Origin of the sequence: Nocardia sp. JCM 34519.1 (assembly GCF_020361265.1) — a bacterium.
Taxonomy (GTDB): Bacteria; Actinomycetota; Actinomycetes; order Mycobacteriales; family Mycobacteriaceae; genus Nocardia; species Nocardia arthritidis_A.
The window spans coordinates 60,612-83,095 of sequence record NZ_JAIRBR010000016.1; the positions used below are offsets into that span (position 1 = coordinate 60,612).

Annotated in this window: 19 protein-coding genes and 1 pseudogene; 10 read left to right on the forward strand and 10 right to left on the reverse strand. The window is 66.9% G+C overall.

Going from position 1 to position 22,484, the window contains the following annotated elements; translation table 11 throughout:
- Positions 1–12: 12 nt before the first annotated feature.
- Positions 13–684, reverse strand: a complete 672-nt coding sequence (locus LGY53_RS30990) for a response regulator (protein WP_225730229.1) — start codon at positions 682–684, stop codon at positions 13–15.
- The gene (locus tag LGY53_RS30995) at positions 666–2,393 is read right to left on the reverse strand and encodes a sensor histidine kinase (protein ID WP_225730230.1); all 1,728 of its coding nucleotides are present in this window, start codon (positions 2,391–2,393) and stop codon (positions 666–668) included. Before LGY53_RS30995 ends, LGY53_RS30990 begins: the two co-directional genes overlap by 19 nt.
- A gap of 148 nt (positions 2,394–2,541) precedes the next feature.
- Here LGY53_RS30995 and LGY53_RS31000 point away from each other — a divergent pair, with 148 nt between their 5' ends.
- From LGY53_RS31000 to LGY53_RS31015, 4 genes are all read left to right on the forward strand, one after another.
- Entirely contained in the window at positions 2,542–3,348 is an 807-nt protein-coding gene (locus LGY53_RS31000) for an ABC transporter ATP-binding protein (protein WP_225730231.1), read from the forward strand.
- Positions 3,338–4,210 (forward strand): ABC transporter permease, encoded by an 873-nt coding sequence (locus LGY53_RS31005; protein ID WP_225730232.1) that lies wholly within the window; start codon positions 3,338–3,340, stop codon positions 4,208–4,210. Before LGY53_RS31000 ends, LGY53_RS31005 begins: the two co-directional genes overlap by 11 nt.
- Positions 4,211–4,213: 3 nt before the next feature.
- Positions 4,214–5,263, forward strand: coding sequence for an ABC transporter substrate-binding protein (locus LGY53_RS31010; protein ID WP_225730233.1), 1,050 nt, complete (start codon positions 4,214–4,216; stop codon positions 5,261–5,263).
- Positions 5,264–5,414: 151 nt separating this feature from the next.
- Complete coding sequence (locus tag LGY53_RS31015) at positions 5,415–6,335, forward strand: alpha/beta fold hydrolase (protein ID WP_225730234.1); 921 nt, start codon at positions 5,415–5,417, stop codon at positions 6,333–6,335.
- Between the two features lie 61 nt (positions 6,336–6,396).
- Here LGY53_RS31015 and LGY53_RS31020 read toward each other — a convergent pair whose 3' ends face one another.
- Positions 6,397–8,025: a phospholipase C gene (locus LGY53_RS31020; protein ID WP_225730235.1), complete on the reverse strand. Its 1,629-nt coding sequence runs from the start codon at positions 8,023–8,025 to the stop codon at positions 6,397–6,399.
- Positions 8,026–8,252: 227 nt separating this feature from the next.
- Between LGY53_RS31020 and LGY53_RS31025 the strand changes: the two genes are divergently transcribed.
- Positions 8,253–9,839, forward strand: a complete 1,587-nt coding sequence (locus tag LGY53_RS31025) for a purple acid phosphatase family protein (RefSeq protein WP_374111255.1) — start codon at positions 8,253–8,255, stop codon at positions 9,837–9,839.
- 38 nt (positions 9,840–9,877) lie between these two features.
- Here the strand turns inward: LGY53_RS31025 and LGY53_RS31030 are convergent, their stop codons facing one another.
- Both LGY53_RS31030 and LGY53_RS31035 read right to left on the reverse strand, forming a co-directional pair.
- A complete protein-coding gene (locus tag LGY53_RS31030) occupies positions 9,878–10,639 on the reverse strand; it encodes a siderophore-interacting protein (protein ID WP_225730236.1) in 762 nt (253 codons plus the stop codon).
- A 78-nt stretch (positions 10,640–10,717) separates the two neighbouring features.
- Complete coding sequence (locus LGY53_RS31035; protein WP_225730237.1) at positions 10,718–11,869, reverse strand: YbfB/YjiJ family MFS transporter; 1,152 nt, start codon at positions 11,867–11,869, stop codon at positions 10,718–10,720.
- 116 nt (positions 11,870–11,985) lie between these two features.
- Between LGY53_RS31035 and LGY53_RS31040 the strand changes: the two genes are divergently transcribed.
- On the forward strand, positions 11,986–12,843 hold the full coding sequence (locus tag LGY53_RS31040) for a LysR family transcriptional regulator (RefSeq protein WP_308103021.1): 858 nt from the start codon (positions 11,986–11,988) through the stop codon (positions 12,841–12,843).
- Between the two features lie 48 nt (positions 12,844–12,891).
- On the opposite strand, the gene LGY53_RS31045 is transcribed toward LGY53_RS31040, so the two are convergent.
- Complete coding sequence (locus LGY53_RS31045) at positions 12,892–13,923, reverse strand: C40 family peptidase (protein WP_225730239.1); 1,032 nt, start codon at positions 13,921–13,923, stop codon at positions 12,892–12,894.
- A gap of 102 nt (positions 13,924–14,025) precedes the next feature.
- Positions 14,026–15,018: an LLM class flavin-dependent oxidoreductase gene (locus tag LGY53_RS31050; protein WP_225730240.1), complete on the reverse strand. Its 993-nt coding sequence runs from the start codon at positions 15,016–15,018 to the stop codon at positions 14,026–14,028.
- A 233-nt stretch (positions 15,019–15,251) separates the two neighbouring features.
- On the opposite strand from LGY53_RS31050, the gene LGY53_RS31055 reads away from it, so the two are divergent.
- Positions 15,252–16,691 carry an amino acid permease gene (locus tag LGY53_RS31055; protein WP_225730241.1) on the forward strand — a complete coding sequence of 480 codons (1,440 nt, stop codon included), beginning with the start codon at positions 15,252–15,254 and terminating at the stop codon, positions 16,689–16,691.
- 93 nt (positions 16,692–16,784) lie between these two features.
- On the opposite strand, the pseudogene LGY53_RS31060 reads toward LGY53_RS31055, so the two are convergent.
- Positions 16,785–18,203 (reverse strand): annotated as a pseudogene (locus LGY53_RS31060) (MDR family MFS transporter); the annotation flags it as partial.
- Between the two features lie 113 nt (positions 18,204–18,316).
- Here LGY53_RS31060 and LGY53_RS31065 point away from each other — a divergent pair.
- The gene (locus LGY53_RS31065; protein WP_225730243.1) at positions 18,317–19,330 is read left to right on the forward strand and encodes an NADP-dependent oxidoreductase; all 1,014 of its coding nucleotides are present in this window, start codon (positions 18,317–18,319) and stop codon (positions 19,328–19,330) included.
- Here the strand turns inward: LGY53_RS31065 and LGY53_RS31070 are convergent.
- Together LGY53_RS31070 and LGY53_RS31075 are read right to left on the reverse strand one after the other, a co-directional pair.
- On the reverse strand, positions 19,327–19,683 hold the full coding sequence (locus LGY53_RS31070; protein WP_225730244.1) for a hypothetical protein: 357 nt from the start codon (positions 19,681–19,683) through the stop codon (positions 19,327–19,329). The genes LGY53_RS31065 and LGY53_RS31070 overlap by 4 nt on opposite strands.
- Before the next feature lie 52 nt (positions 19,684–19,735).
- Entirely contained in the window at positions 19,736–20,572 is an 837-nt protein-coding gene (locus LGY53_RS31075; RefSeq protein WP_225730245.1) for an SAM-dependent methyltransferase, read from the reverse strand.
- Positions 20,573–20,945: 373 nt separating this feature from the next.
- Here LGY53_RS31075 and LGY53_RS31080 point away from each other — a divergent pair, with 373 nt between their 5' ends.
- Entirely contained in the window at positions 20,946–21,227 is a 282-nt protein-coding gene (locus LGY53_RS31080; protein WP_225730356.1) for a hypothetical protein, read from the forward strand.
- Positions 21,228–21,457: 230 nt separating this feature from the next.
- Entirely contained in the window at positions 21,458–22,441 is a 984-nt protein-coding gene (locus LGY53_RS31085; RefSeq protein ID WP_225730246.1) for an ABC transporter permease, read from the forward strand.
- Positions 22,442–22,484: the final 43 nt, after the last annotated feature.

Here is a 22,484-nt window from a genome sequence, read left to right on the forward strand (position 1 = left end):
ACACCTCGGATTTCAGCGCCGCCGGGACGGTGAATACTCCTGCTCCGGTCGTCCGGTGGTGCCGTAGCGCAATCGCATACTCACCGTGCCCGCGGCGACCAGCGCGGCGAGGTACCGCTGCGCGGTGGCCCGCGAGATGCCGATCGCCACCGCGACCTCACCCGCCGAGAGCGGCGCCTCGGAATCCATGATCGTATGCAGCACAAGGTCTTTCGTCGGTGAGGTGGCCGAGTTGCCCGTTGTCGGCAGCGCGGCGGGGCGCAATGCCTGCAGCGCCGATTCGACCCGTCCGTTGTCCACCTGCGGGGTGGCCAGGATGCGCCGGTAGCGGGCGTAGCCGGCGAGCCGGGCCGCGAGCATGGTGTGCGGGAACGGTTTCACCAGGAAGGCGAGCGCACCGGCGGCGATCGCGGCGCGCACCGTCGCGCTTTCCGTCGCCGCCGTCAAAACCATGCTTTCGCAGGATAATTCGCGCACCAGATCGATTCCGGAACCATCCGGCAGGTAGACATCGACCAGCGCCAGGTCGATGTGTTTCGCCGCGACGATATCGCGGGCGGCGCGCACCGTGTTCGCGGTGCCCCCGATGGTGAAACCGGCGATGGATTCGACGATTCCGGCGTGCAGATTCGCCACGCGGAAGTCGTCGTCCACCACCATTACGGTCAGATCTGTTGCGGCCATGGCATCTCGCTGTCTACAAGGACTCCGGGTAGTCGGGCAATGAATTCGGCGCCGGTGAGCGGCGGGTTGGTGCCGCGCGGTGCGGCGAGCCGGACATCGCCGCCGTGCGCGCGGGCGATCTGGCGGATGAGCGCGAGGCCGACGCCGCGGCCGCCGGGCACGCCCGCGCCGACCCACCCCGTCGGCGCCGCCTGCCCGTCCGCCGGGTCGGTCCGGGTGGAGACGCCCTCGGTGAACAGCGTGTCGACCACCTCGGGCGCCACCCCGTCACCGCTGTCCGCCACCACGATGTGCAGCGTCGAATCCTCTTGCAGCAGTTCCACATCCACCTGCTTGACCGAATTGTCGGAGATGCGCGCCGCCTCGATGGCGTTGTCGAGCAGATTGCCGAGCACGGTGGTGACGTCGACCGGGTCGGCGACGCTGCCCGCCACCCAGGTGTTCGCGCCGAGCGTCAGCTGCACCCCGCTCTCGCGCGAGTGCGCCGCCTTGGCGGCGAGGAAGGCCTGCAGATAGGTGTCGTGGATGGCGTCGATTCCGGGTGTCGCCGCGCCGAGCGGGCCCGCGCCGACCAATTCGTCGACGACGTGCGCGGCCTCCTCGGTGCGCCCGCCGTGCAGCAGCCCACTGAGCAGGTGCAGTTTGTTGGAGAATTCGTGACGCTGGGCGCGCAGCACGGTACTCATCGTCTGCACCGCGTCGAGCTGTCTGGTGAGCGCCTCGACATCGGTGCGGTCGCGCACGGTGAGCACCGCGCCGAGGTCGTGCCCGTCCCGGCTGACCGGGCGGGCGGCCACCACGACGATATGCGAGCCGACGGTGGCCGGGGTCGGCTGGGAGTCCAGCGCCCGGAACACCTCCAGTACCCGTGGCGTGAGCCCGATCTCGTCGACCGGCTGGCCGAGTTCGGCGTCGATGCCGAGCAGCCTGCGCGCCTCGTCGTTGACGAAGGTGGTGCGCCAGCGCGAATCGACGGCGAGCACCCCGCGCCCGATGCCGTGCAGCACCGCGGCCTGGCCGCGCACCAGTTCGGCGAGTTCGTTGGGTTCCAGGCCGAGGGTGAGCCCGCGCCAGCGGCGGGCCAGCAGTGCCGAGCCGATGATGCCGAATACCAAGGCGATGGCCACCAGTAGAGCGGCGGTACGCAGGTCGTCGAGCAGCTGGCCGTGCAGCGCCTCGGTGGAGATGCCGACGCTCACCGCGCCGACCACCCGATCCGAATCGGGTTCCAGCACGGGCACCTTCGCGCGCACCGAATTGCCGAGGGTGCCGCGTTCGGTGGTGATCTCCTCACCGCCGCCGAGCGGGACCGACGGATCGGTGCTCACCCGTTCGGTGAGCCGATCCAGATCGGGGTGGGCCAGCCGCATCCCGGCGTCGTCGGTGATGACGACGAACAGCGCGCCGGTGCGCCGGGTGGCCTCGACGGCTATCTGTTCCAGCGGGCCCGCCGCCAGCTGGCGGCGCAGCTCGGGTTCGGGCAGCGCGGTGCCCGGCGCGTACCGGGCGACCTCGGCGCGCACCTGCGGATCGGCGGCGACGGTGCGGGCGACGGCGAGCGCGCGCTGACCGTACGCATCACCGAGACGCCGGTCACTGACATAGCCGAAGACCGCGAACGCGACGCCGAGAGTCAGCGTCACGATCACGATCTGCAATATCAGCACCTGGGTGCGCAACCGGAAGGCCGGTGATCCCGCTCTGGCCATTCCCGCAGCTTAATGCACCAATCGGCCGATGAGCACAATGTGCGAAAGTGGCGAATTGTGCGGTTTGCGCACCTTGTGAGCAAAACGGCGGCCATGTGAGCCAAGCCACGTAACTTCCCGTTTACCAATCTGTAGGAGTTACAACAGCATGACCGTTCCACTCATCGAGCTGCGCGGCGCGACGAAGCGATTTCCGAGCTCGAACGGCGGCATTCACACGGCCGTCAAGAATCTCGATCTTCAAGTTGCCCCAGGCGAATTCGTCGCCGTCGTCGGGCCGACCGGATGCGGCAAATCGACGACGCTATCCCTCGTCTCCGGGCTCGAACCGGCCTCCGCGGGCCGAACCATGGTGCACGGCAAGGACGTTCATGGAATTCCCGACGGCGTCGGCTATATGTTCCAGCAGGACGCGGTGCTGCCGTGGAAGAGCGTGCTCGACAATGTCGCGCTCGGCCCCCGGCTGCGCGGCGCGCCGAAATCCGAAGCGCGCGAACGGGCGAAGGCCTGGGTGGTCAAGGTGGGCCTGGCGGGCTTCGAGAACTATTACCCGCATCAGCTCTCCGGCGGTATGCGCAAGCGGGTCGCGCTGGCGCAGACGCTGGTCAACGAGCCCGAAATCATCTTGATGGACGAGCCTTTCAGCGCGCTCGACGTGCAGACGCGTCAGCTGATGCAGGACGAACTGCTGCGGGTGTGGGCCGGTACCGGCGCGGCCGTCATCTTCGTCACCCACGATCTGGAGGAGGCCATCGTGCTGGCCGACCGGGTGATCGTGATGACCGCGAGTCCGGCCACCATCTGCGGGAATTTCCCTGTCGCACTTGATCGTCCGCGCGATGTGGAGGAGGTGCGGCTCACCGGGGAGTTCCGCGACATCTATTCCGAAATCTGGCGGACGCTGCGCGATCAGGTCGAGGCGGCCCGAGCTCAGGGGGCCTCCCGTGTCGCATGATGTGCTGCCTGCCGTGGTCCCGTTCAACGAGCCGGATCACGAAATTCTGGCCCGCGTACGAAATAATGTACGGCGCAAGCGGATTCGAACGTGGGGCCTGCGGATCGCGCTGATCGCGCTGTGGCTGGGCTCCTGGGAGCTCACCGCGACGCTGTGGATCGACCCGTTCTTCTATTCCAAACCCTCGCTGATCTGGCAGCGACTTGTCGAATGGTTCACCGACGGAACGCAATTCGGCTCCATCTGGCTGCAGATCCTGACTACCGTCCAGGAGGCCGTGCTCGGTTTCGTCGTCGGCACCGTCGCCGGTATCGTGCTCGGCACGCTGCTCGGCCGCAGCCGGTACTGGGCCGAGGTGCTCGCGCCGTTCATCAAGGCGCTCAACGCCGTTCCGCGCATCGTGCTCGCCTCGCTGTTCATCATCTGGTTCGGCCTCGGCCTGCAATCCAAGGTGGCGACGGTGGTGGTGCTGGTGTTCTTCGCGGTGTTCTTCAACGCGTTCACCGGCGCCCGCGAGGTGGACGGCAATGTCATCAACAATGCGCGCATCCTCGGCGCGAGCAGGCGGCAGGTGCTCGGCACCATCGTGTTGCCCAGCGCGACCACCTGGATCCTGTCCAGCCTGCACACCGCGTTCGGCTTCGCGCTGATCGGCGCGGTGGTCGGCGAATACGCGGGCGCCAGTAAGGGTTTGGGCCTGCTGATCAGCAATGCGCAGGGCACCTTCGATTCGGCGGGCATCTACGCGGGCATGATCATCATCACGGTGATCGCGCTGATCGCCGAGTGGGCGATCGGCGTCGCCGAGGCGCGACTGCTGAAATGGCGTCCGTCGCAGGCGCAGTCGGGCCACGGGATCTGAGATATGAGGTACACCAAGCATTTCGCGATCGCACTGGTGGCCGTCGCCGCACTGCTGCTGGCCACCGGATGCCGTGACTCACGGACCATTCCGATGGCGGGCGGCCGGCCGCAGATCACCATTATGGTCGGCGGGCTGGAGAAGGTGATCTATCTGCCCGCCATGCTCACCGAAAAACTCGGCTTCTTCGAGCAGAACGATATCGACGTGAAGCTGATGGGCGAACAGTCCGGCGCCACCGCCGAAACCGCGCTGCTGACCGGTGACGTACAGGGCGTGATCGGCTTCTACGACCACACCATCGACCTACAGGCCAAAGATCAGTGCATCAAATCGGTGGTGCAGTTCTCCGATGTGCCCGGCGAGGTCGAGCTGGTCTCGAAAGCCGATGCGGCGCGGATAAAGTCGGTGCGGGATCTGCGCGGCAAGAACCTCGGCGTCACCTCGCTCGGATCGTCCACCGACTTCCTGACCCAGGCGCTCACCGGCCAGGAGGGTATGTCCACCGCCGACTACAACCGGGTGAAAGTCGGTGCGGGACAGACGTTCATCGCCGGTATGAACCACAACGGCATCGACGCGGGCATGACCACCGACCCGACCGTCGCGCAGATGGTGAAATCCGGTGACGCGAGCATCCTGGTCGATATGCGCAACGAGGCGGGCACCAGGGCCGCGCTCGGCGGGCTGTACCCGGCGACCTCGCTGTACATGCGGTGCGAGACCGTCGAATCGCATCCGGATATCGTGCAGAAGCTGGCCACCTCGTTCGTGCAGACGCTGCGGTGGATCAAACGGCACTCCCCGGAGGAGATCGCCGCCAAGATGCCGCCGCAGTACGCCAATGCGGGCAAGGATCTGTACGTGCGGTCCGTGCGCGATTCCATCGGCATGTTCAATGGTGACGGGCTGATGAAAGCCGAAGGCGCCCAGAATGTTCTGACGATCCTCGGCAAGTATTCGCGCAACGTCGCCCCGGTGCGGGATCGCATCAGGCTGGCCGACACCTACACGACGCGGTTCGTGGAGGAGGCGCTGCGCACGAACCAGTAATGCCGCGGCGGCCGGGCGGGCAGCAGCCGTCCGGCCACCGGTCGCGCCGGGTGAACACGAGCCGAAGCGCAGGTCACGGACCGAATGCAGGTGTCGGACAGATCGACATCGCCGCCGCCCGCGGTTCGCGGGGATCGACTACGGTCGAGATATGGGCAGCGGAGTTGGACGGTTGAGTGGTTCCTCTCGTCGGCGCGCACAGCTGTGGGTGCCGGGGGCCGAGGCCGCGCCCGCACAGCTGCCGCCGTGGCGCCGGATCGATCTCGCCGACGGCCAGCGGGTGGTCGCGCGCGTCGCCGAGGGGGAGACGCCGATACTGCTGCTGCACGGTTGGGCGATCACCGCCGACGTGAACTTCTGTCACGTGATGCAGCCGCTCGCCGACGAGTACGGCATCGTCGCGATGGATATGCGCGGGCACGGTCGCGGTCTGCCGCTCAAGCGCGGCACGCGATTCGATATCGCGCAGTGCGCCGACGACGCCGCCGCGGTGCTCGACGCGCTCGGCGTCGAGAAGGTGGTGGTGTGCGGGTATTCGCTCGGCGGCCCGGTCGGGCTGGAATTCGCACTGCGCCATCGTGATCGGGTGGCCGGGCTGGTATTCCAGGCCACCGCAATGGCTTTCGACAGCACCGCGGACAAATTCGGCCGGGTGCTGTTCCGCGCGCTGCGGCCGCTGGCCGATCACAATCGGCGGGGTTTCGGCCGCTCGGCTCCGGTGGCCTACTTCCGGCACGTGCGTTCGCGCGGTTCGCAGAACGCCGCGTGGTGGCCGTGGCTGCGTAGCGAACTCGTGCTCTGCCATCCGCGGGTGATCGTCGACGTGATACTCGCCGAATACGATTTCGACTTCCGCCCGCATGCGCAAGACCTTGCCGGACTGCCGGTTTCGTCGGTGATCACCGCCAGGGACGGCGCGGTGCCGCCGCACGATCAGCGCGAGCTCGCCGCGCTGTTGAACGCCAAGGTATTCGAGCTGGACGCGGCGCATGATGTATTCCTGACCGACCCGTCCGCCTACACCGCGGCCACCTTCGCGGCCATCGAATACGTACGCTCGCACGGCGTTTGAGTGCTTTCAACGAAAGGCCCCGGCTCCGAAGCGATTTCGGAGCCGGGGCCTTACGCATGCGCTACTGCTGCGGCGCACCCGTCTTCGGGTCGAGCAGCAGGGTGGGCTGGGTCTTCCCGGAGAAGTCGAACATCGCGTCCAGCGCGCCCGCCTTCTCGTCGTAGGAGTCGTCGCCGATCCGGCCGGTCTTCCAGTTGTCCTCGATGAAGCGCAGGACCGACGCCTGATCGGTCAGCGTGTGGTCGATGAAATTCGACTTGGCGTACGGCGAGATCACCAGTAGCGGCAGCCGCTGGCTGTAACCGCAACGACCCTGGTACTTGGCGGGCTTGGCCTTCGCGTCACCGCACACACCAGGGCCGCTGTAGCCGTCCTGCTCCGAGGCCGAATTCATCACCAGCTGCGGGGCCTTGTGGTCGTACCAGCCGTCGGAGTCGTCGTAGGCGATGACGACCGCGGTGTCCTTCCAGTCCGGCAGCTTCTGCAGGTGGTTGATGGATTCGACGAGGAAGCGCTGCTCGTCCAGCGGATCCGAGTACGCGGCGTGGCCGTCCTGGTAGCCGGGGGCCTTGAGGTAGCTCACCGCGGGCAGGTGGCCCGCATCGGCGGCCGCCCAGAAATCGGACAGGTCGTACTGGTGGTTGGCCTGATCGTTCTGGCCGATCTTGTCTACCGAACTCGGCGGCAGGTGGTGCGGGTTCGCGGTCGACTCGTAGTACTGGAAGGGCTCGTGATGCGGGATGTAATCGCCCTTGGTGTCGAACGGCTTGTCACCCGACTTGCCGGTGCCGCCGAGTTCGACGCCGACATTGTGGGTGGCGCCGCAGACGGCCTTGCCGTTCTTGTTGTCGGTCGGCTTGAAGCCGCCCTGGAAGAAGCCCCAGGTGACGTTCTTCTTGTTCAGCAGGTCACCGATATTGGTGCCGGTCAGCTGGACGGTGTCGCGGCTCGAGCAGTCGTCGCCGTACGGCTGCGGATCGCCGACCACGGTGCCCTGGCCGTTGCCCGCGTTGTCCAGCACGGTGTCGGCGGGGAAGGGCTGGCCCGACGGCGGCACCGACTTGACCACCCCGTGGGTCTGGCCGGCGACCAGGTTCAGCGCGCCGACCGTCGACGGGCCGAAGGTGGTGGCCCACGAGTTGTCGCTCATCGAGTAGTGCTGCGCGTAGTTCCACAGCGCGGTCACCGAATTGCCGTCGTAGTAGCCCATCACCAGCCCCTGCGGGCCGTAGAGCGGCGCCTTGCAGTCCTTGCCCTCGGAGACCCCGGTGTGCTCGACGAACTGGTCCATCTTGCCGCCGTTGAGGGCGAGCTGCTCGTCCTTGTACTCGTGGTCCTGGTCGCAGGTGATCTGCTGATTCGGGCCGCCGAGCCGGACGGGCTGGAACTTGTTGGGGTTGTGCGTCAACAGATCCGGGGTGAGGCCGTCGACCTTCGGCGTATCCGGTTTCGCGGTGAACTTGGTGCCGTCGGTGTTGGCCGCGTTCGGGTAGGTGCCGAAGTAGTGATCGAAGGACACGTTCTCCTGGAAGATCACCACCAGATGCTTGATCGGCGTCGCGGTTTCGGGTCCCGACGCCTGGTCGGAACTGCTCGAACACGACGTCGCGGTGAGCGCGAGCAGAGCCGCGGACGCGACGGCGAGCCGGGTCCGACGGGCAGAGTTCCTGCTGCCCCGGATGGTTGACATGTGACCTCCTGGTCCTAGTAACGCACGTCCGCGACGCCGACCCTGCACCGAGCCGCGCGGACGCCCGTAATCATGCGCCGGTCCAAATGAACGGATGTTGAACCTCCGGAAAATACCGCCACCATGATTGTTTGCGTCGGATCGCGGTATTGCCGGTGCCGCCGGATCCGGCCCGGCGTTCACGAACAGTTCGCCCGCCGTTCGCGACCTCGCGATAGGACATCCGGGTGGACGAGAACGAACAGTCGCCGGGCATCGCGGCCGAGCCGCGCAGATTCAATCGCCGGACGCTGTTCGGCGCGGCGGGGGCGGCCGCGGTGGTGGGCGGCGCGGCCGGAATCGGCGGCGGCGCGGTCCTTTTCGGCAAAACGAGCGGACCCGACCTGTGGCGGCGGCCGGATCGGGCCGGTGCGCCACGGGTGGGCGGGCTGCATCTGCAGTTCGGCTCCGACGCGGCCACCGAGGCGGTGGTGTCCTGGCACACCGGTGTGCCCGTCGACAATCCGCGGGTGCTGCTCGGTTCGCCGAACGGTGGTTTCGGACAGGTCTTCCAGGCGCGGACGGTGACCTACCGGGACGGCAAGTCGCAGCGGGAGATTCGGGTGAACCACGCCCGAATCACCGGGCTGACGCCGGATACCGACTACGTCTACGCGGCGGTGCACGACGGCACGACGCCCGAGCTGGGCACCCTGCGCACCGCGCCGCGCGGCCGGGCGGCGTTCCGCTTCACCAGCTTCGGCGATCAGGCGACCCCGACGCTCACCAAGCAGGTCAACGGGACGTTCACCAACGATAACCGCGGCACCCCGGCCGCGGGCGATATCACCGCGGGCATCGAACAATTCGCGCCGCTGTTCAATCTCATCAACGGCGACCTCTGCTACGCGGACCTGGCCACCGACCGGGTCCGCACCTGGTCGGACTGGTTCGACAGCAATTCCCGCTCCGCGCGCTACCGGCCGTGGATGCCCGCGCCGGGCAACCACGAGAACGAATTGGGTAACGGGCCGATCGGATTCGGTGCGTACCAGGCCTATTTCGCGCTGCCCGACTCCGGATCCGATCCGGAGACCCGCGGGCTGTGGTACTCGTTCACCGCGGGCGCGGTACGGGTGATCAGCCTGGCCAACGACGATATCTGCCTGCAGGACGGCGGCAACTCCTACGTGCACGGCTATTCCGGCGGCGCCCAGAAGCGTTGGCTGGAGGCGGAATTGGCGAAGGCGCGGGCGGATCGCGGTATCGACTGGGTGGTGGTGTGCATGCACCAGACCGCGTTCTCCACCTCGCGCACCGGTAACGGCGCCGACCTCGGCATCCGGCAGGAGTGGTTGCCGCTGTTCGACAAATACGGTGTCGACCTGGTGGTCTGCGGGCACGAGCACCACTACGAGCGCGCGCATGCGGTGCGCGGCGTGCTCGGCACCGAAACCCTCACGCCCGCACCGGTTTCCTCGTCCGACGAGATCGACACCTCGAAGGGTACGGTGCACCTGGTGATCGGCGGCGGCGGTACCTCGACGCCGTCGAATCAGACGCTCTACGACACGCCGCGGGCGCGGGTGCTGATGAGCGTCGGCGCCTACGATCCGGCGATCCGCCGCAAGGCACAGAATTACGTCGAGGAGGATGCGCCGTGGTCGGCGTTCCGCGACCGGGTGGACCCTTACGGCTTCGTGGTTTTCGATGTCGATCCGGGGCAGCGCGGCGGTAGGACCACCATGAAGGCGACCTATTACGCGCTGACCGGACCCGCCGACGATCCGACGCCCGTCGACCGGTTCACCCTCACTCGTCCGCGCACCGACTGACCGCCGAATTCGGTTGCCGGAGTGGGGGACCGGCCGTGCTACGCCGTCGCCGGGGCCGATTCGGCGGCGGCGAGGTCGCGCTTCCATTCCCGGAAGCCTTCCTCGGTGCGGCCGCGCCGCCAGTAGCCGGAGATCGAATTCGCCCATTCCGCGGGCACATTGCGCTCCTTGCGGATATAGCGGCGCAGGTCGTGCATCACCGATTTGGCCTCGCCGTGGATGAAGACCTGCACATTCCCGTTGTCCCACGGCGCTTTCCGGACCGCGGCGGCGAGGAGTTCGCCTGGCTCGGCGGTGCCGCGGTGCAGCCAGGTGAACTCGACGCCGTCCGGTTTACGCAGCGGCAGTTCATCTTCCGGACCCGTAACCTCGACGAACGCCCGGCCGCGCGCGTCCGGCGGCAGTGCGGCGAGTGCGGCGGCGATGGCGGGCAGTGCGGCCTCGTCACCGGCCAGCAGATGCCAATCCGCGTCGGGGCGGGGCGCGTACGCACCACCCGGCCCGTACAGATCGATCGTTTCACCGGGTTGGACCTTGGCCGCCCACGGTCCGGTGATGCCATCGGAGCCGTGGAAGACGAAGTCGGCGGCCAAGGTTTCGCCATCCGGGTCGATCGAATGCACCGTGTAGGTGCGCAGCACCTCGATGCCGTCGCGCGGGAAGATGAATTTGACGTAGGCGTCGGTGAATTCATTCGGTTTGAACGCAGCGAAGCCCGGACCGCCGAAGTGGATGCGGATCAGGTGCGGGGTGAGCTGTTCGGTGCGCAACACGGTGAGGGTGGTGCGGGCCCGGGCCATAGGACAACCTCCGACTATCGGTAATAAGGTATGCCTTACAACCTACTCCGCGCGGCCGTCTTTGTATATATCGTCGACCTATCGGCGATTGCGTATCCCGAGGGCCGCGACCAGCGATGCCGCCACCAGACCGGCCCCGAGCAGCAGTGCCTGCCGGTAACCGCTGTGCAGCAGCGGCGCGGCGAGCAGCGGCCCGAGCACCTGACCCGCCGCGTATCCGGTGGTCAGCAGCGCGACCGCGCGCGGACCGCGCAGGTGCGTGCCGATACCGGTGGCCAGCGCGACGATGCCCATGAAGGTCGCGCCGAACAGCACCGCCGACACCATGGCCGCGACCATGCCGCCCAATAGGGCGGGCAGTGCCATACCGACGGATTGGGCGGCCAGCGCGATGACGAGCAGTGTGCGCTCGGCGAACCGGTGCGCGAGGCGGGTCCACAGCACGGTGGACGGGAAGGCCGCCAGGCCGACCAGAATCCATGCGGCGCTGCCGATTTCGGCCGGTGCGGTGCGCTGGACGGCGGCGACGAGGAAGGTGCCCGCGATAATGTAGCCGACGCCCTCCAGGGTGTAGCTGGTCATCAGCGCACCGAACCCGGGTGCGCGCCCCGTCGGATCATGCTGTGGCGGTGCGGAAGTCGCCGCGGCGGGTTCGGCTACGACCAGCGGCCAGGCGTATACGGCGCAGGCCGCCGCGAGTACGGCGCAGGCCGACCACGTCGCGCGCCACGAGGCGTGCTCCAGCGCGAGGACCAGCGCGCCGGAGAGCGCGATGCCGACACCGACACCGCCGAATGCCCACCCGGCCAGCACCTTTCGTCCTCCGGCCACCGCGGCGACCGCATGCAGCGCGAACACCAGGATCAACGCGCTGGTCGCGCCCGCTATCAGCCGCAGCGCGAACCAGGCGATGCCGTTGCGCGACAACGGCATCGCGGCCATCGAGAGCACCAGTGCGAGCAATGCCACCCGCCATGCGTTGCGGGACACCGCGATTCGCGGTGCGAGCACCGCGGCGACCGCCCCGGCGAAATAGCCGACGTAGTTTCCGGTGGCCACCAGCGCGCCGGTCTGCGCCGACATTCCGGCCTGCGCGTGCATGATCGGCAGGATCGGCGTGTACGCGAACCGCCCGACGCCCATCGCCGCCACCAGTGCGACCCCGGCGCGGGCGACCGTATGCCAGGCCGCCCGGCGATCGACGAGATCGGTGGTCACCGCGACGGCCATGGCAGCACTCCTTCATCGGGCATCCCTCTGAACCTATGCGCGGGCGGCGTGCTTGTGAAATGCCTTACGAGCACCATCTATGCCTCTCCGGAATAGTTGAGCGTAGGCTTAACGCAGTGGAGGTCGAACTGCGTCATCTCCGGGCGTTCACCGCGGTGGCCCGGCACCGCTCGTTCACCGCGGCCGCCGCGGAATTGCTGATCACCCAGCCCGCGCTGAGCCGGACGGTGCGACAGCTGGAGGCGATACTGCGAATTCGTTTGCTGGACAGGTCTTCTCGGCAGGTGCATCTCACCGAGACCGGCGCGGAATTCCTGACACAGGCCGAACGAGTGCTCGCGGCGGTGGATCAGGCACTCGACGTCGCGCGCAAGCGGATCGTGCTGCGGCTCGGATTCGCCTGGCTGCTGCCCGATCCGTGGGCACAGGACGCGGTGGCGGGCTTCGAGGAGACCACCGGCGGTACGGTCACCATGGTCCGCGTCGACGATCCGGTGGCCGCGCTGCGTAACAATGTCATCGATATCGCCTTGGTGCGCGGTGATATTCGGCCATCCGGCATGCGGCGGGTGCCGCTGTACGAGGAGCGGCGGATCGCGATCTGTTCGGAGCGCAGCGATTTGGCGACCTATCCCCGCCTGGATTGGTCCGAGGTGCGGAACTGGCCGCTGGTGATCAACACGCTCAGCGGCACGACGACCCCGGCGCTGTGGCCGCCCGAGCTACGGCCGCAGCGCCTCGTCGAGACCGCCAACTACGACGAGTGGCTGGAATCCGTTGCGGCCAACCGCGGTATCGGCATCACGCCGACGGTCGCCCAGCGCCGCAATATCCATTCCGCGGTGCGCTACGTCCCGCTCACCGGCGCGCCGACAGTCGGCGTTCAGCTGTGCTATCCGAATCAGCACGGCGGCAAGCTGATTCGCGATTTCGTCGAGGCCGCCCGGCGCGCGGTGCCGAAGCATCAGGATTAGCATCGCGCAGCGATCCCATGAGGGGCGGTGGCCGGGCGACGGGTGGGCCTAAGAACGCAGATACCGTTCGGCGCCCCAGTAATTCGGCCCGAATCGCACCGGCGTTATCCGTACCGGCGTCGCGGCGTCGAACGCCTCGATCATCCGCTGCTCGCCGATGTACATCGCGACGTGGTAGATCGAATTCGGATCCTTCAGATCGTCGGCGTAGAACAGCAGATCGCCCGCCCGCAACTGATTCTGGTCGACCGGCCTGCCGTTGCCGTACATCGCCTGCGGCGCGGCATCCCTCGGCAGGGTGATGCCGTTGACCTGATAGATGGTCGAGGTGAAGCCGGAGCAGTCCATTCCGAAGCCGGAACGCCCGCCCCACAGGTAGGGACGGTCGAGGAACAGCGACCCGAACCGCACCAGATCGTCACCGGTCGGGTAGGGGATATCCGCTTCGCGCTGATAGACGTGGACGGTGTTGGCGTCGAGCCACTTCGGCGGTCCGTCCGGGATGGCGACCGCGATCGCCCCGCCGATCTGGGCGAGTACGGGAAGCCTTGTGCCCGCGCTGATTTCGAGTGCTGGGCGGGAAAGCCCGGAATCCTCGAACAGCGAGGTGGTCGCGGCGAGGTCGGCCTGTGCGAACGGGCGATTGTCCTTCAGCGCGGCGAAGATCGGATTCGTGGTGAGCTGCGCCTTCGGTATCCAGCCGGGATAGCCGAGCGAGTTCTTCGGCGTCGGCTGTCCGGCCACCGCGACCTCGTCCCAATCACCCTGCTCCTGCAGGACATAGACGCGATCACCGTAGACCGCCTGGGTCTGCGTGAGGTTGTCCGAGGTGAGCGCCTCCTGCTGGGCCAGCGTCATATCGGCGAGCCAGCGCCGCAGATCGACGGGATTGGTCAGCGCGGGCGCATCGACCGGACGCGGGCTCTGCGGGGAGGTCCATACGGTGGCCGCGGCCACGTCGACGTAGGCGCTGGATGGTTCCGGCGGCGATGGGTCGGCATGGGCGGATACCGGCAGCGCGGCGGCGATGCCCAATGTGCACAATATGCCGCCGAAACGGCGGCGATGATGAGTGGCCATTGCGTAATCCGTTCGTGGCTACGACATATCGGATACGTTCTCACCATACCCGCCGGTATTGCGCTGCCGCTCAATAACTTTCGAATCGATAGGCGCCTTTGCTCAGGCCACCACTTTCTTCTTGATCAGTTCGAACGAGCGGACCCGGTCCTCGATGTCGTAGACCATGGTGTTGAACATCAGCTCGTCCGGCTCGGTGCGGCGCACCAGATCCGTGAGCTGGCGGCGCACTGTCTCGGGCGAACCGAGCAGCTGACCCTTGCGCCGATGCGCGACGAATTCCCGCTCCCGGTCGTTGCGCGGGAAGCCGGCGGCCTGTTCCGGCGTCGGAACCGCCTGCGGGCGGCCCGCCGTCAGATACGCGAACGCGAGATCCCTTGGACGGGAAAGTTCTTCGGCGCGTTCGTCGGTGTCGGCGCAGATCGCGGCGACCGCGACCATCGCGTGCGGGCGGTCCGGACCCTCCGAGGGCTGGAAGTTGTCCCGGTACAGCGCGAGCGCCTGCTCGGTGTTGTTCGGCGCGATGTGATGGGCGAAGGCGAACCGCAGCCCGAGCAGCGCCGCGACCTGCGCACTGAACCCGCTCGAACCGAGCAGCCACACCTCGGGCCGTTCGCCGCGCCCCGGCGTCGCGGTGATCCCGCCGGGACCTTTGTCCCGGAAGTAGTCGAGCAGCGCCACCAACTCCTGCGGGAACGAATCCCCGGACAGGCCATCCTTCGTGCGGCGCAGCGCCAGCGCCGTGGCCTGATCGGTGCCCGGCGCACGGCCGATCCCCAGATCGACCCGGCCGGGATGCAGCGCGTGCAGGGTGCCGAACTGCTCGGCCACCACCAGCGGCGCGTGATTGGGCAGCATCACCCCGCCCGACCCGACCCGGATCCGCTCGGTCGCCGCCGCGAGATGCGCGAGCACCACCGCGGGCGCCGAACTGGCGATACCGGGCATATTGTGATGTTCCGCCACCCAGAACCGCTGGTACCCGAGCGCTTCGGTGCGCCGCGCCAATTCGGTGGTGGCCCGCAACCCGTCGCCGGCCGAACTATCCACCTGCACGGGGGCCAAATCCAACACGGACAGCGGGACGTCGATCATCGCACTCCTCGAAACACGGCAACTGCTGCGTGCAACGCGAGGTGGCGGCGCAGTATTTCGTCGCGGCAAGGTGAGCTCGGCGGTCCGGGTAGCCGAGATTCGGATCGGGTGATGTCGGGTACGTAACAAAGTCGTCATTTCGAACATGCGATGATCCGACGTCACATGTTTCGGATCGCGGGCCGGTGAGCACAGCGCCATGGCCCGCGGCCGAACGAGGGAAGGAACGGACCATGACAGCCTCGGGCCATCCGGCGCCGGACGCGGCGCTACAGGAGGGGGTCGGCAGCACCGACTCCGAGGGCTATTCGCGCGGGTTGAGCTCGCGCACCATCCAGATGATCGCCATCGGCGGCGCCATCGGCACCGGCCTGTTCTACGGCGCGGGCGGTGCGATCGAGCAGGCGGGCCCGGCGCTGATCCTGGCCTACCTGGCCGCGGGCCTGGCCATCTTCGTGATCATGCGCGCGCTCGGTGAGCTGCTCACCTACCGTCCGGTCTCGGGCAGCTTCGCCGAATACGCGCACGAATTCTTCGGCCGCTTCGCCGGATTCGCCACCGGCTGGTCCTACTGGGCGGTGTGGGTGAGCACCTGCATGGCCGAGATCACCGTCGCGGGCAAGTACGTGCAGTACTGGTTCGATATCGAACCGTGGGTCACCGCGCTGGTGGTGCTCGCGATCATGTTCGTGGCCAACCTGATCTCGGTGCGGCTGTTCGGCGAGGGCGAATTCTGGTTCTCCGCCATCAAGGTCACCGCCATCCTGGCCATGATCGCCATCGGCATCGGCGTGCTGATCTTCGGCTTCGGCCATGCCGCGAATCCCACGGTGAGCAACCTGTGGAACGACGGCGGCGTCTTCCCGCACGGCTTCGGGCAGGCGCTGCTGGTGCTGCAGATCGTGGTGTTCGCCTATGTCGGCGTCGAACTGGTCGGCGTGACCGCGGGTGAGGCGCGGGATCCGAAGGCCACCCTGCGCAAGGCCATCAATACGCTGCCGTTCCGCATCGGGCTGTTCTACGTCGGCGCGCTGATCGTCATCATGTCGGTGGCGAGCTGGCGCACCTTCCATGCCGGGCGCAGCCCGTTCGTCGAGGTCTTCCAACAGATCGGTATTCCGGCCTCGGCGGGCATCATCAACTTCGTGCTGCTCACCGCGGCGCTGTCGTCCTGTAATTCGGGTATCTACTCGACGGGCCGCATGCTGCGCAGCCTGTCGCTGCGGCAGGAGGCGCCCGCCAAGCTCGGCGCGCTGAGCTCGCGGCACGTGCCCTACGCCGGTATCTGCGTCTCGGCGGCGGCGATGGTGATCGGCGTCATCGTCAATATCGTCTCGCCGGACAAGGCGTTCGCCTACATCACCTCGGTGTCCACCATCGGCATCATCTTCGTCTGGGGCATGATCCTGGTCTGCCACATCGCCTACCGCAGAAAGGTGGCTCGCGGTGAACTGCCCGCCGCCGATTACCGACTACCCGGCGCGCCGTACACCTCCGTCGCGGCGTTGATCTTCCTCGGCCTGGTCGTGGTACTGCTGTTCTTCAGTGAGAGCGGGCGCACGGCGGTCGCCGTCGGTGCGGTGTGGGCGGTGCTGGTCTGCGGCGGATACCTGATCTGGAACAAGATCGGAATCCGCGGCGGCGCGGCCGATTCCGAGACCGCGGTGCGGTAGCGCACGGCGGAAAGGCCAGTGGCGCAACGGACTCGCGGGGGTCGTTGCGCCACTGGCATTTCCGCTGGCCACGTCGGTCCAGCCGCTCAGGTTTCACGCGGTGGCGTCGCGGTGCGGCATCATCGCCGATCCGACCACCATGATCGCCGCCATCGCGGCGACCGCGATGAACACCAGATGGATGGCTGGCGAAAGCACTTCGGCGGCAGGATGATCGCGATGCCCGACCTTGGCGTTGACGATCGCGCCGAACACCGCGACACCCACCGCGCTGCCGAGTGCGCGGGCGAACATATTGGTCGAGGTGACCACCCCGCGCTCGCTCCATTCGGCGCTGGACTGGGCGGCGATCAGCGTCGGCGTCGCGACGAGGCCCATACCGGAACCGATCACGAAACACGATGCGGCGACCTGCCACAGGCTCGACTGCGCATCGATCAACAGGGTCGACGCCGCGCCGAGCGTCGCGAGGCCGCTGCCGATGAGCGCCGTCGAACGGAAACCCAAGCGCAGGTACACCTTTCCGGCCTGTGACGCGGCCAGCGGCCAGCCGAGGGTCAGCGCGCCGACGGTGAGCCCGGCGATCAGCGCGCCGGTGCCGAGCACGCCCTGCGTGAAAGTCGGTACATAGGTGGTCAATCCGACCAGGATGGTGCCGACCAGCACCGAGATCAGGCTGCTCGAGATCACCACCTGTCTGGTCAGCACCCACAGCGGCAGAATCGGATTCGCGGCGCGGCGCTCCACCAGACCGAAGGCCACCAGTATCAGCGAGCCGCCGACGAAGATGGCGATGCTGATCGGTGAGGACCAGGCCCAGGACTGGCCGCCCTCCAGCAGTCCGAGGATCAGCGAGCCCGCACCGATGGTGAGCAAACCCGCACCGGCATAGTCGATTCGGTGCCGCTGCCGCGGCGCGCTTTCGGTGAAGTTGCGCACCAGCGTCCACGCGGCGAGCGCGGCCAGCGGCAGGTTGATCAGGAAAATCCAACGCCAGCTGACATATTCGGCGAAGATGCCGCCGAGCAGCGGGCCCAGCACCGACGACATCGCCCACACCGACGCGAGATAGCCCTGCACCTTCGCGCGTTCGGTGAGCGTGTACAGGTCGGCCGCGATGGTCATGGTGATCGGGCCGAGCGCGCCGGCGCCGATACCCTGCACCGCACGGAAGATGATGAGCGCGAACATATTCGTGGCCATACCGCACAGCAGCGAGCCGAGTGCGAACACCGCGATGCCGAACAGCAGCACCGGTTTACGCCCGACGGTATCGGCGAGCTTGCCGTAGATCGGCGTCGTCACCGCCTGTCCCAGCAGATAAACCGAGAAGAGCCAGGGGAATTGGGCGAAGCCGCCGAGGTTGTCGGTGATGGTGAGCACCGCGGTGGCGATGATGGTGGAGTCCAGCGCCACCAGACCGTTCGCCAGCATCAGGGCCGCGAGGATGGCGCCGCGTTCCGACCGTAGCCCGACTGATATCTCCGCTGTCTCGGTCGCCACTGCGGCCCCTCTCGTTCGTTCGCCTAACCATCCGGAACGAACATATTCGGCGGTGCGCTATTCCCGCATCCGTATTTTGGTGGGATCAGCAGATGACCTGGCGGCAGGACTAGGCTCTGCACATGGTCGAATCGACGAGGATCGTGCTTGCATCCCGGCCGGAGGGCGCGCCCACCCCGGCGAATTTCCGCACCGAGACCTACGAACTGCCCGAACCGGCCGATGGCCAGGTGCTGCTGCGCACGCTGTATCTCTCGCTGGATCCGTATATGCGGGGCCGGATGAGCGCCGCCAAGTCGTATGCGAAACCGGTCGAGGTCGGCGAGGTGATGGTCGGCCAGACCGTCGCCGAGGTGCTGGAGTCGAACTCGCCCGATTTTGCGAAAGGTGATGTGGTGCTCGCCAACTCGGGCTGGCAGACGCATCAGGTCGCGTCCGTGAAGACGCTGCGCAAGCTGGATCCCGGCGCGGCGCCGGTGTCCACCGCGCTCGGCGTGCTCGGCATGCCCGGCTTCACGGCGTACTCGGGTCTTCTGAAGATCGGTAACCCACGGCCGGGGGAGACCGTGGTGGTCGCCGCCGCGACCGGCCCGGTCGGCTCGGCGGTCGGTCAGATCGCGAAGGTCAAGGGCGCCAGGGCGGTCGGCATCGCGGGCGGGCCGCGGAAGGTGGCCTATCTGCGGGAGCTGGGTTTCGACGCCGCCATCGATCACCGGGCGCCGGATTTCGCCGAGCAGTTGCATGCGGCCGTGCCGGACGGGATCGACGTCTATTTCGAGAATGTCGGCGGCGCGGTCGCCGAAGCGGTCTATCCGCTGCTGAATACCTTTGGGCGCGTACCGGTTTGCGGTTTGATCGCGAGCTACAACGCGACCGGTGCGCCGACGGGCGAAGACCGCCTGCCCGGCTTCATGCGCTCGATTCTCACCAAGAGTCTGACGGTGCGCGGATTCATCATGTCGGAGTTCGTCGACGAGATGTTCGGGGATTTCCTGCGCGATATGTCCGGTTGGGTGGCCGAGGGCCGGGTGCGCTACCGCGAGGACGTGGTCGAGGGGCTGCCGAACGCGCCCGAGGCGTTCATCGGCATGCTCGAGGGCCGCAATTTCGGCAAGCTCGTGATCAAGGTCGGTTAATCGCTTGCCAGTGCGCCGCCGCCGATGCCCAGGTAGACCAGCATCAGGGTGAACAGGAACCAGCCCGCGCCCTGCCAGATCGGCCAGCCTTCGCGGCGGCGCCAGGCCAGATAGGTTTGTACGAAGGCGCCGATCCCGCCGAGTAGCAGTACCACGGCCGGGCCGAGTACGACGGCGGTCTGCGCCGGGCCGTCGCACAGCATCCGCTGGGACAGGCACTGCGGCCGCTGTGCGGCCCACCCGACCGTCGCCCCGAAAACGATTCCGGCGCAGACCAATACGGCGATGCCGTAGCGCATCGCCCGGCGCGCCGACCGCGGATCGCGCCAGCGCTTCTCGGCGTCGTTTACCATCGGCCTCCCTTCCTCTGCTCGGGATTGCCGGGCTGATCCGCCTGAAACCCGATCACGGCTTGCGGCCGATGCCCGCCCAGTACCAGGCGGATTCCGGGTCCGGCGCGGTATCCGGCGGCCGGTCCACCAGCTCCGGCCGCCACGCCGCCACCGGAACGACACCCGGTGCGACCAATTCGGTTCCGGCGAAAAGGCTTTCGGTTTCGGCGCGGCTGCGCGGCTGGAAGGGTATGCCCGCCTGCTCGGCCGAGTAGACCACCCGCGCCATCGCCCGCGCGTCGAAATCCGCGGTGGGGTGGGTGATCACCAGATAGCTTCCGGCGGGGGCCGCGGCCAGCAGCCGTTCGATGATGTCGCGCGGATCGTCCTCGTCGCGGAAATACATCATGATTGCCACCAGCATGATCGCCATCGGCCGCGCCGGGTCCAGCGTGGCCGTGAGCGTGGCATCGCCGAGGATGGATTCGGGATCGTGCAGGTCGGCGTGGATGAACGCGGTCCGGCCCACCGGTGTGCTCGCCATCAGCGCGCGGGCGTGCGCCAGCACGATCGGATCGTTGTCGACGTAGACCACCCGCGCGGCCGGATCGAAACGCTGCGCGACCTCGTGGGTATTGCCCGCGGTCGGAATGCCGGTGCCGATATCGAGGAACTGCGTGATACCGGCCTCGGTCACCAGATAACGCACCGAGCGCGCGAGAAATGCGCGGTTGGCCATGGCCATGGTGCGAATCGCCGGAATATGGCTGGCGATGGCATCGCCGAGCGCGCGGTCGGCGGGATAGTTGTCCTTGCCGCCCAGCCAATAGTCGTAAACCCGCGCCTCATGCGCGACGGTCGTATCGATCCTGGTCGGTAATCCGGTGCCCGATAGGTAGCTGTCCGACATGATGAATCCCTCTCCCCGGCACGCTGATCCACTGCCGCGCCGTTACGGCACAGGATATCCAGCGAATCTGCGGCATGAGGTGGATTCGGTTGTGAAACATCGGCGGATCCGCCGCCGGAAAAATACGTGATGATCGGATGTCCGGAGGAATTCGGCCGCCGGGGGCGGGGCATCCGCCGGATGGAATTCGGTGATCACGGCCTTGTTCCTGGTCGGTGTGTCGAACTGCCTTCGCGATCTTGCTGAGGTTCAATCCAATAGGTCGGTATGTTTTTGCATACGGGCCGGGCTACCGCCGCCCACCGGTGTGCAAGATGTGAATCCAAATCTCCAGCATCACCTCAGCATCCGAAAAGGAGCACCGAAAGTGAGCATGATTCTGGCCGCGCTACACGAGACCGTACTTGCGCAGGTCGGCAATCCGACGCCGGAGGCGCCGCCAATGGCCGACAAGCTCATGCAGATGGTCCGCTATTTCACCTGGCTGGTGGAACTGTCCGGGGTCACCGCGATCACCTACGGCGGCGGCCGGTTCGCCTGGGAGAAATGGAACGGCGGCGGGCTGCAATCCCCGAAAATGGTCGCCAGCGCAATGGCGGGCGGCGCCGTCGCCACCAGTGCGGGCACCATCATGAACGCGCTCATCGGCAGCTGAGACCGATCGGCTCGCGGGCTCCGGCCGAAATGCCGGCCGGAGTCCGCATTGCTGTGCATCCTGCCTACCGCCCCGGCCGAATCCCCAAGTCGCCGAGGCCGTCTCGTCAAGGATGGGGAGTGGGGATTGACGTTCGGGAGCGGACACCGTACCGTTCGCCCAATTCTTATCAACATCAACTCGGCGTGACAGCAGGGGGAGTAGTGGCAGCCCTACTCACGAATGAGAATGTGCCGGAAGCGATTCCGGACGTCGCGGGGGTGGGGAAGAAGGCTGCGGTCGGTCGTTCGCCCGGGCAACTCGCCTGGTTGCGATTCAAGCGGGATAAGTCCGGTGTGATCGCGGGCATCGTCGTATTGTTCTTCTTCGTCGTCGGTCTCGGCGCGCCGCTGATTTCGCTGGCCTACGGTAAGGATCCGTACACCCCGTACGCGACGCCGAGTAACGGTCTGCTCACCGACACCGGATTTCCGATCAAACCCAACGGCGGCATCGATGGCCAATTCTGGTTCGGCATCGAGCCGCACACTGGGCGCGACGTATTCATGGTGGTGGTGTACGGGATTCGCACCTCACTGCTGATTTCGCTGGCGGTGGTGCTGCTGACCACGATCATCGGCACGGTGCTCGGAATCTCCGCCGGATATCTCGGCGGCGCGGTCGATTACGTCATCAGCCGGATCACCGACATCCTGCTGTCGGTTCCGTCCACCCTGTTCATGCTCGCCTTCATGCCCGTTGCCTGGGCCAGTTACCTGGCGACCGGCGAGGAGATCCCGGTCTTGGTGCGCGCCGCGAGCATGATCGGGCTGTTGACCCTGTTCGGCTGGACCCGCAATGCCAGACTTCTTCGCGGACAAGTGTTTTCGCTTCGGGAACGGGAGTTCGTCGAGGCGGCCGTCGTCACCGGCGCCGGTCCGGCGCGGATCATCTTCCGTGAGCTGCTGCCGAATCTGTTCACACCTATCCTGGTGCTGGTCACGCTGGATCTGCCCTACTACGTGACCATCGAGGCCGCGCTGTCGTTCCTCGGCGTCGGCATAACCGATCCGACGCCCGACTGGGGCGTGCTCGTGCAGCGTGGGTCCAGCCTGATCTCCTCGGACATCACCTTTCTCGTCTTCCCCGGTATCGGGATGATCGTTTTCGTGCTCGCGTTCAACCTGCTGGGGGACTCGGTGCGAGACGCGCTCGACCCGAAGGGAAGTCGATAAGCAGTTGGGTCGCCGGTCGTCGGCGTCAGGAGTAGTCAGGATC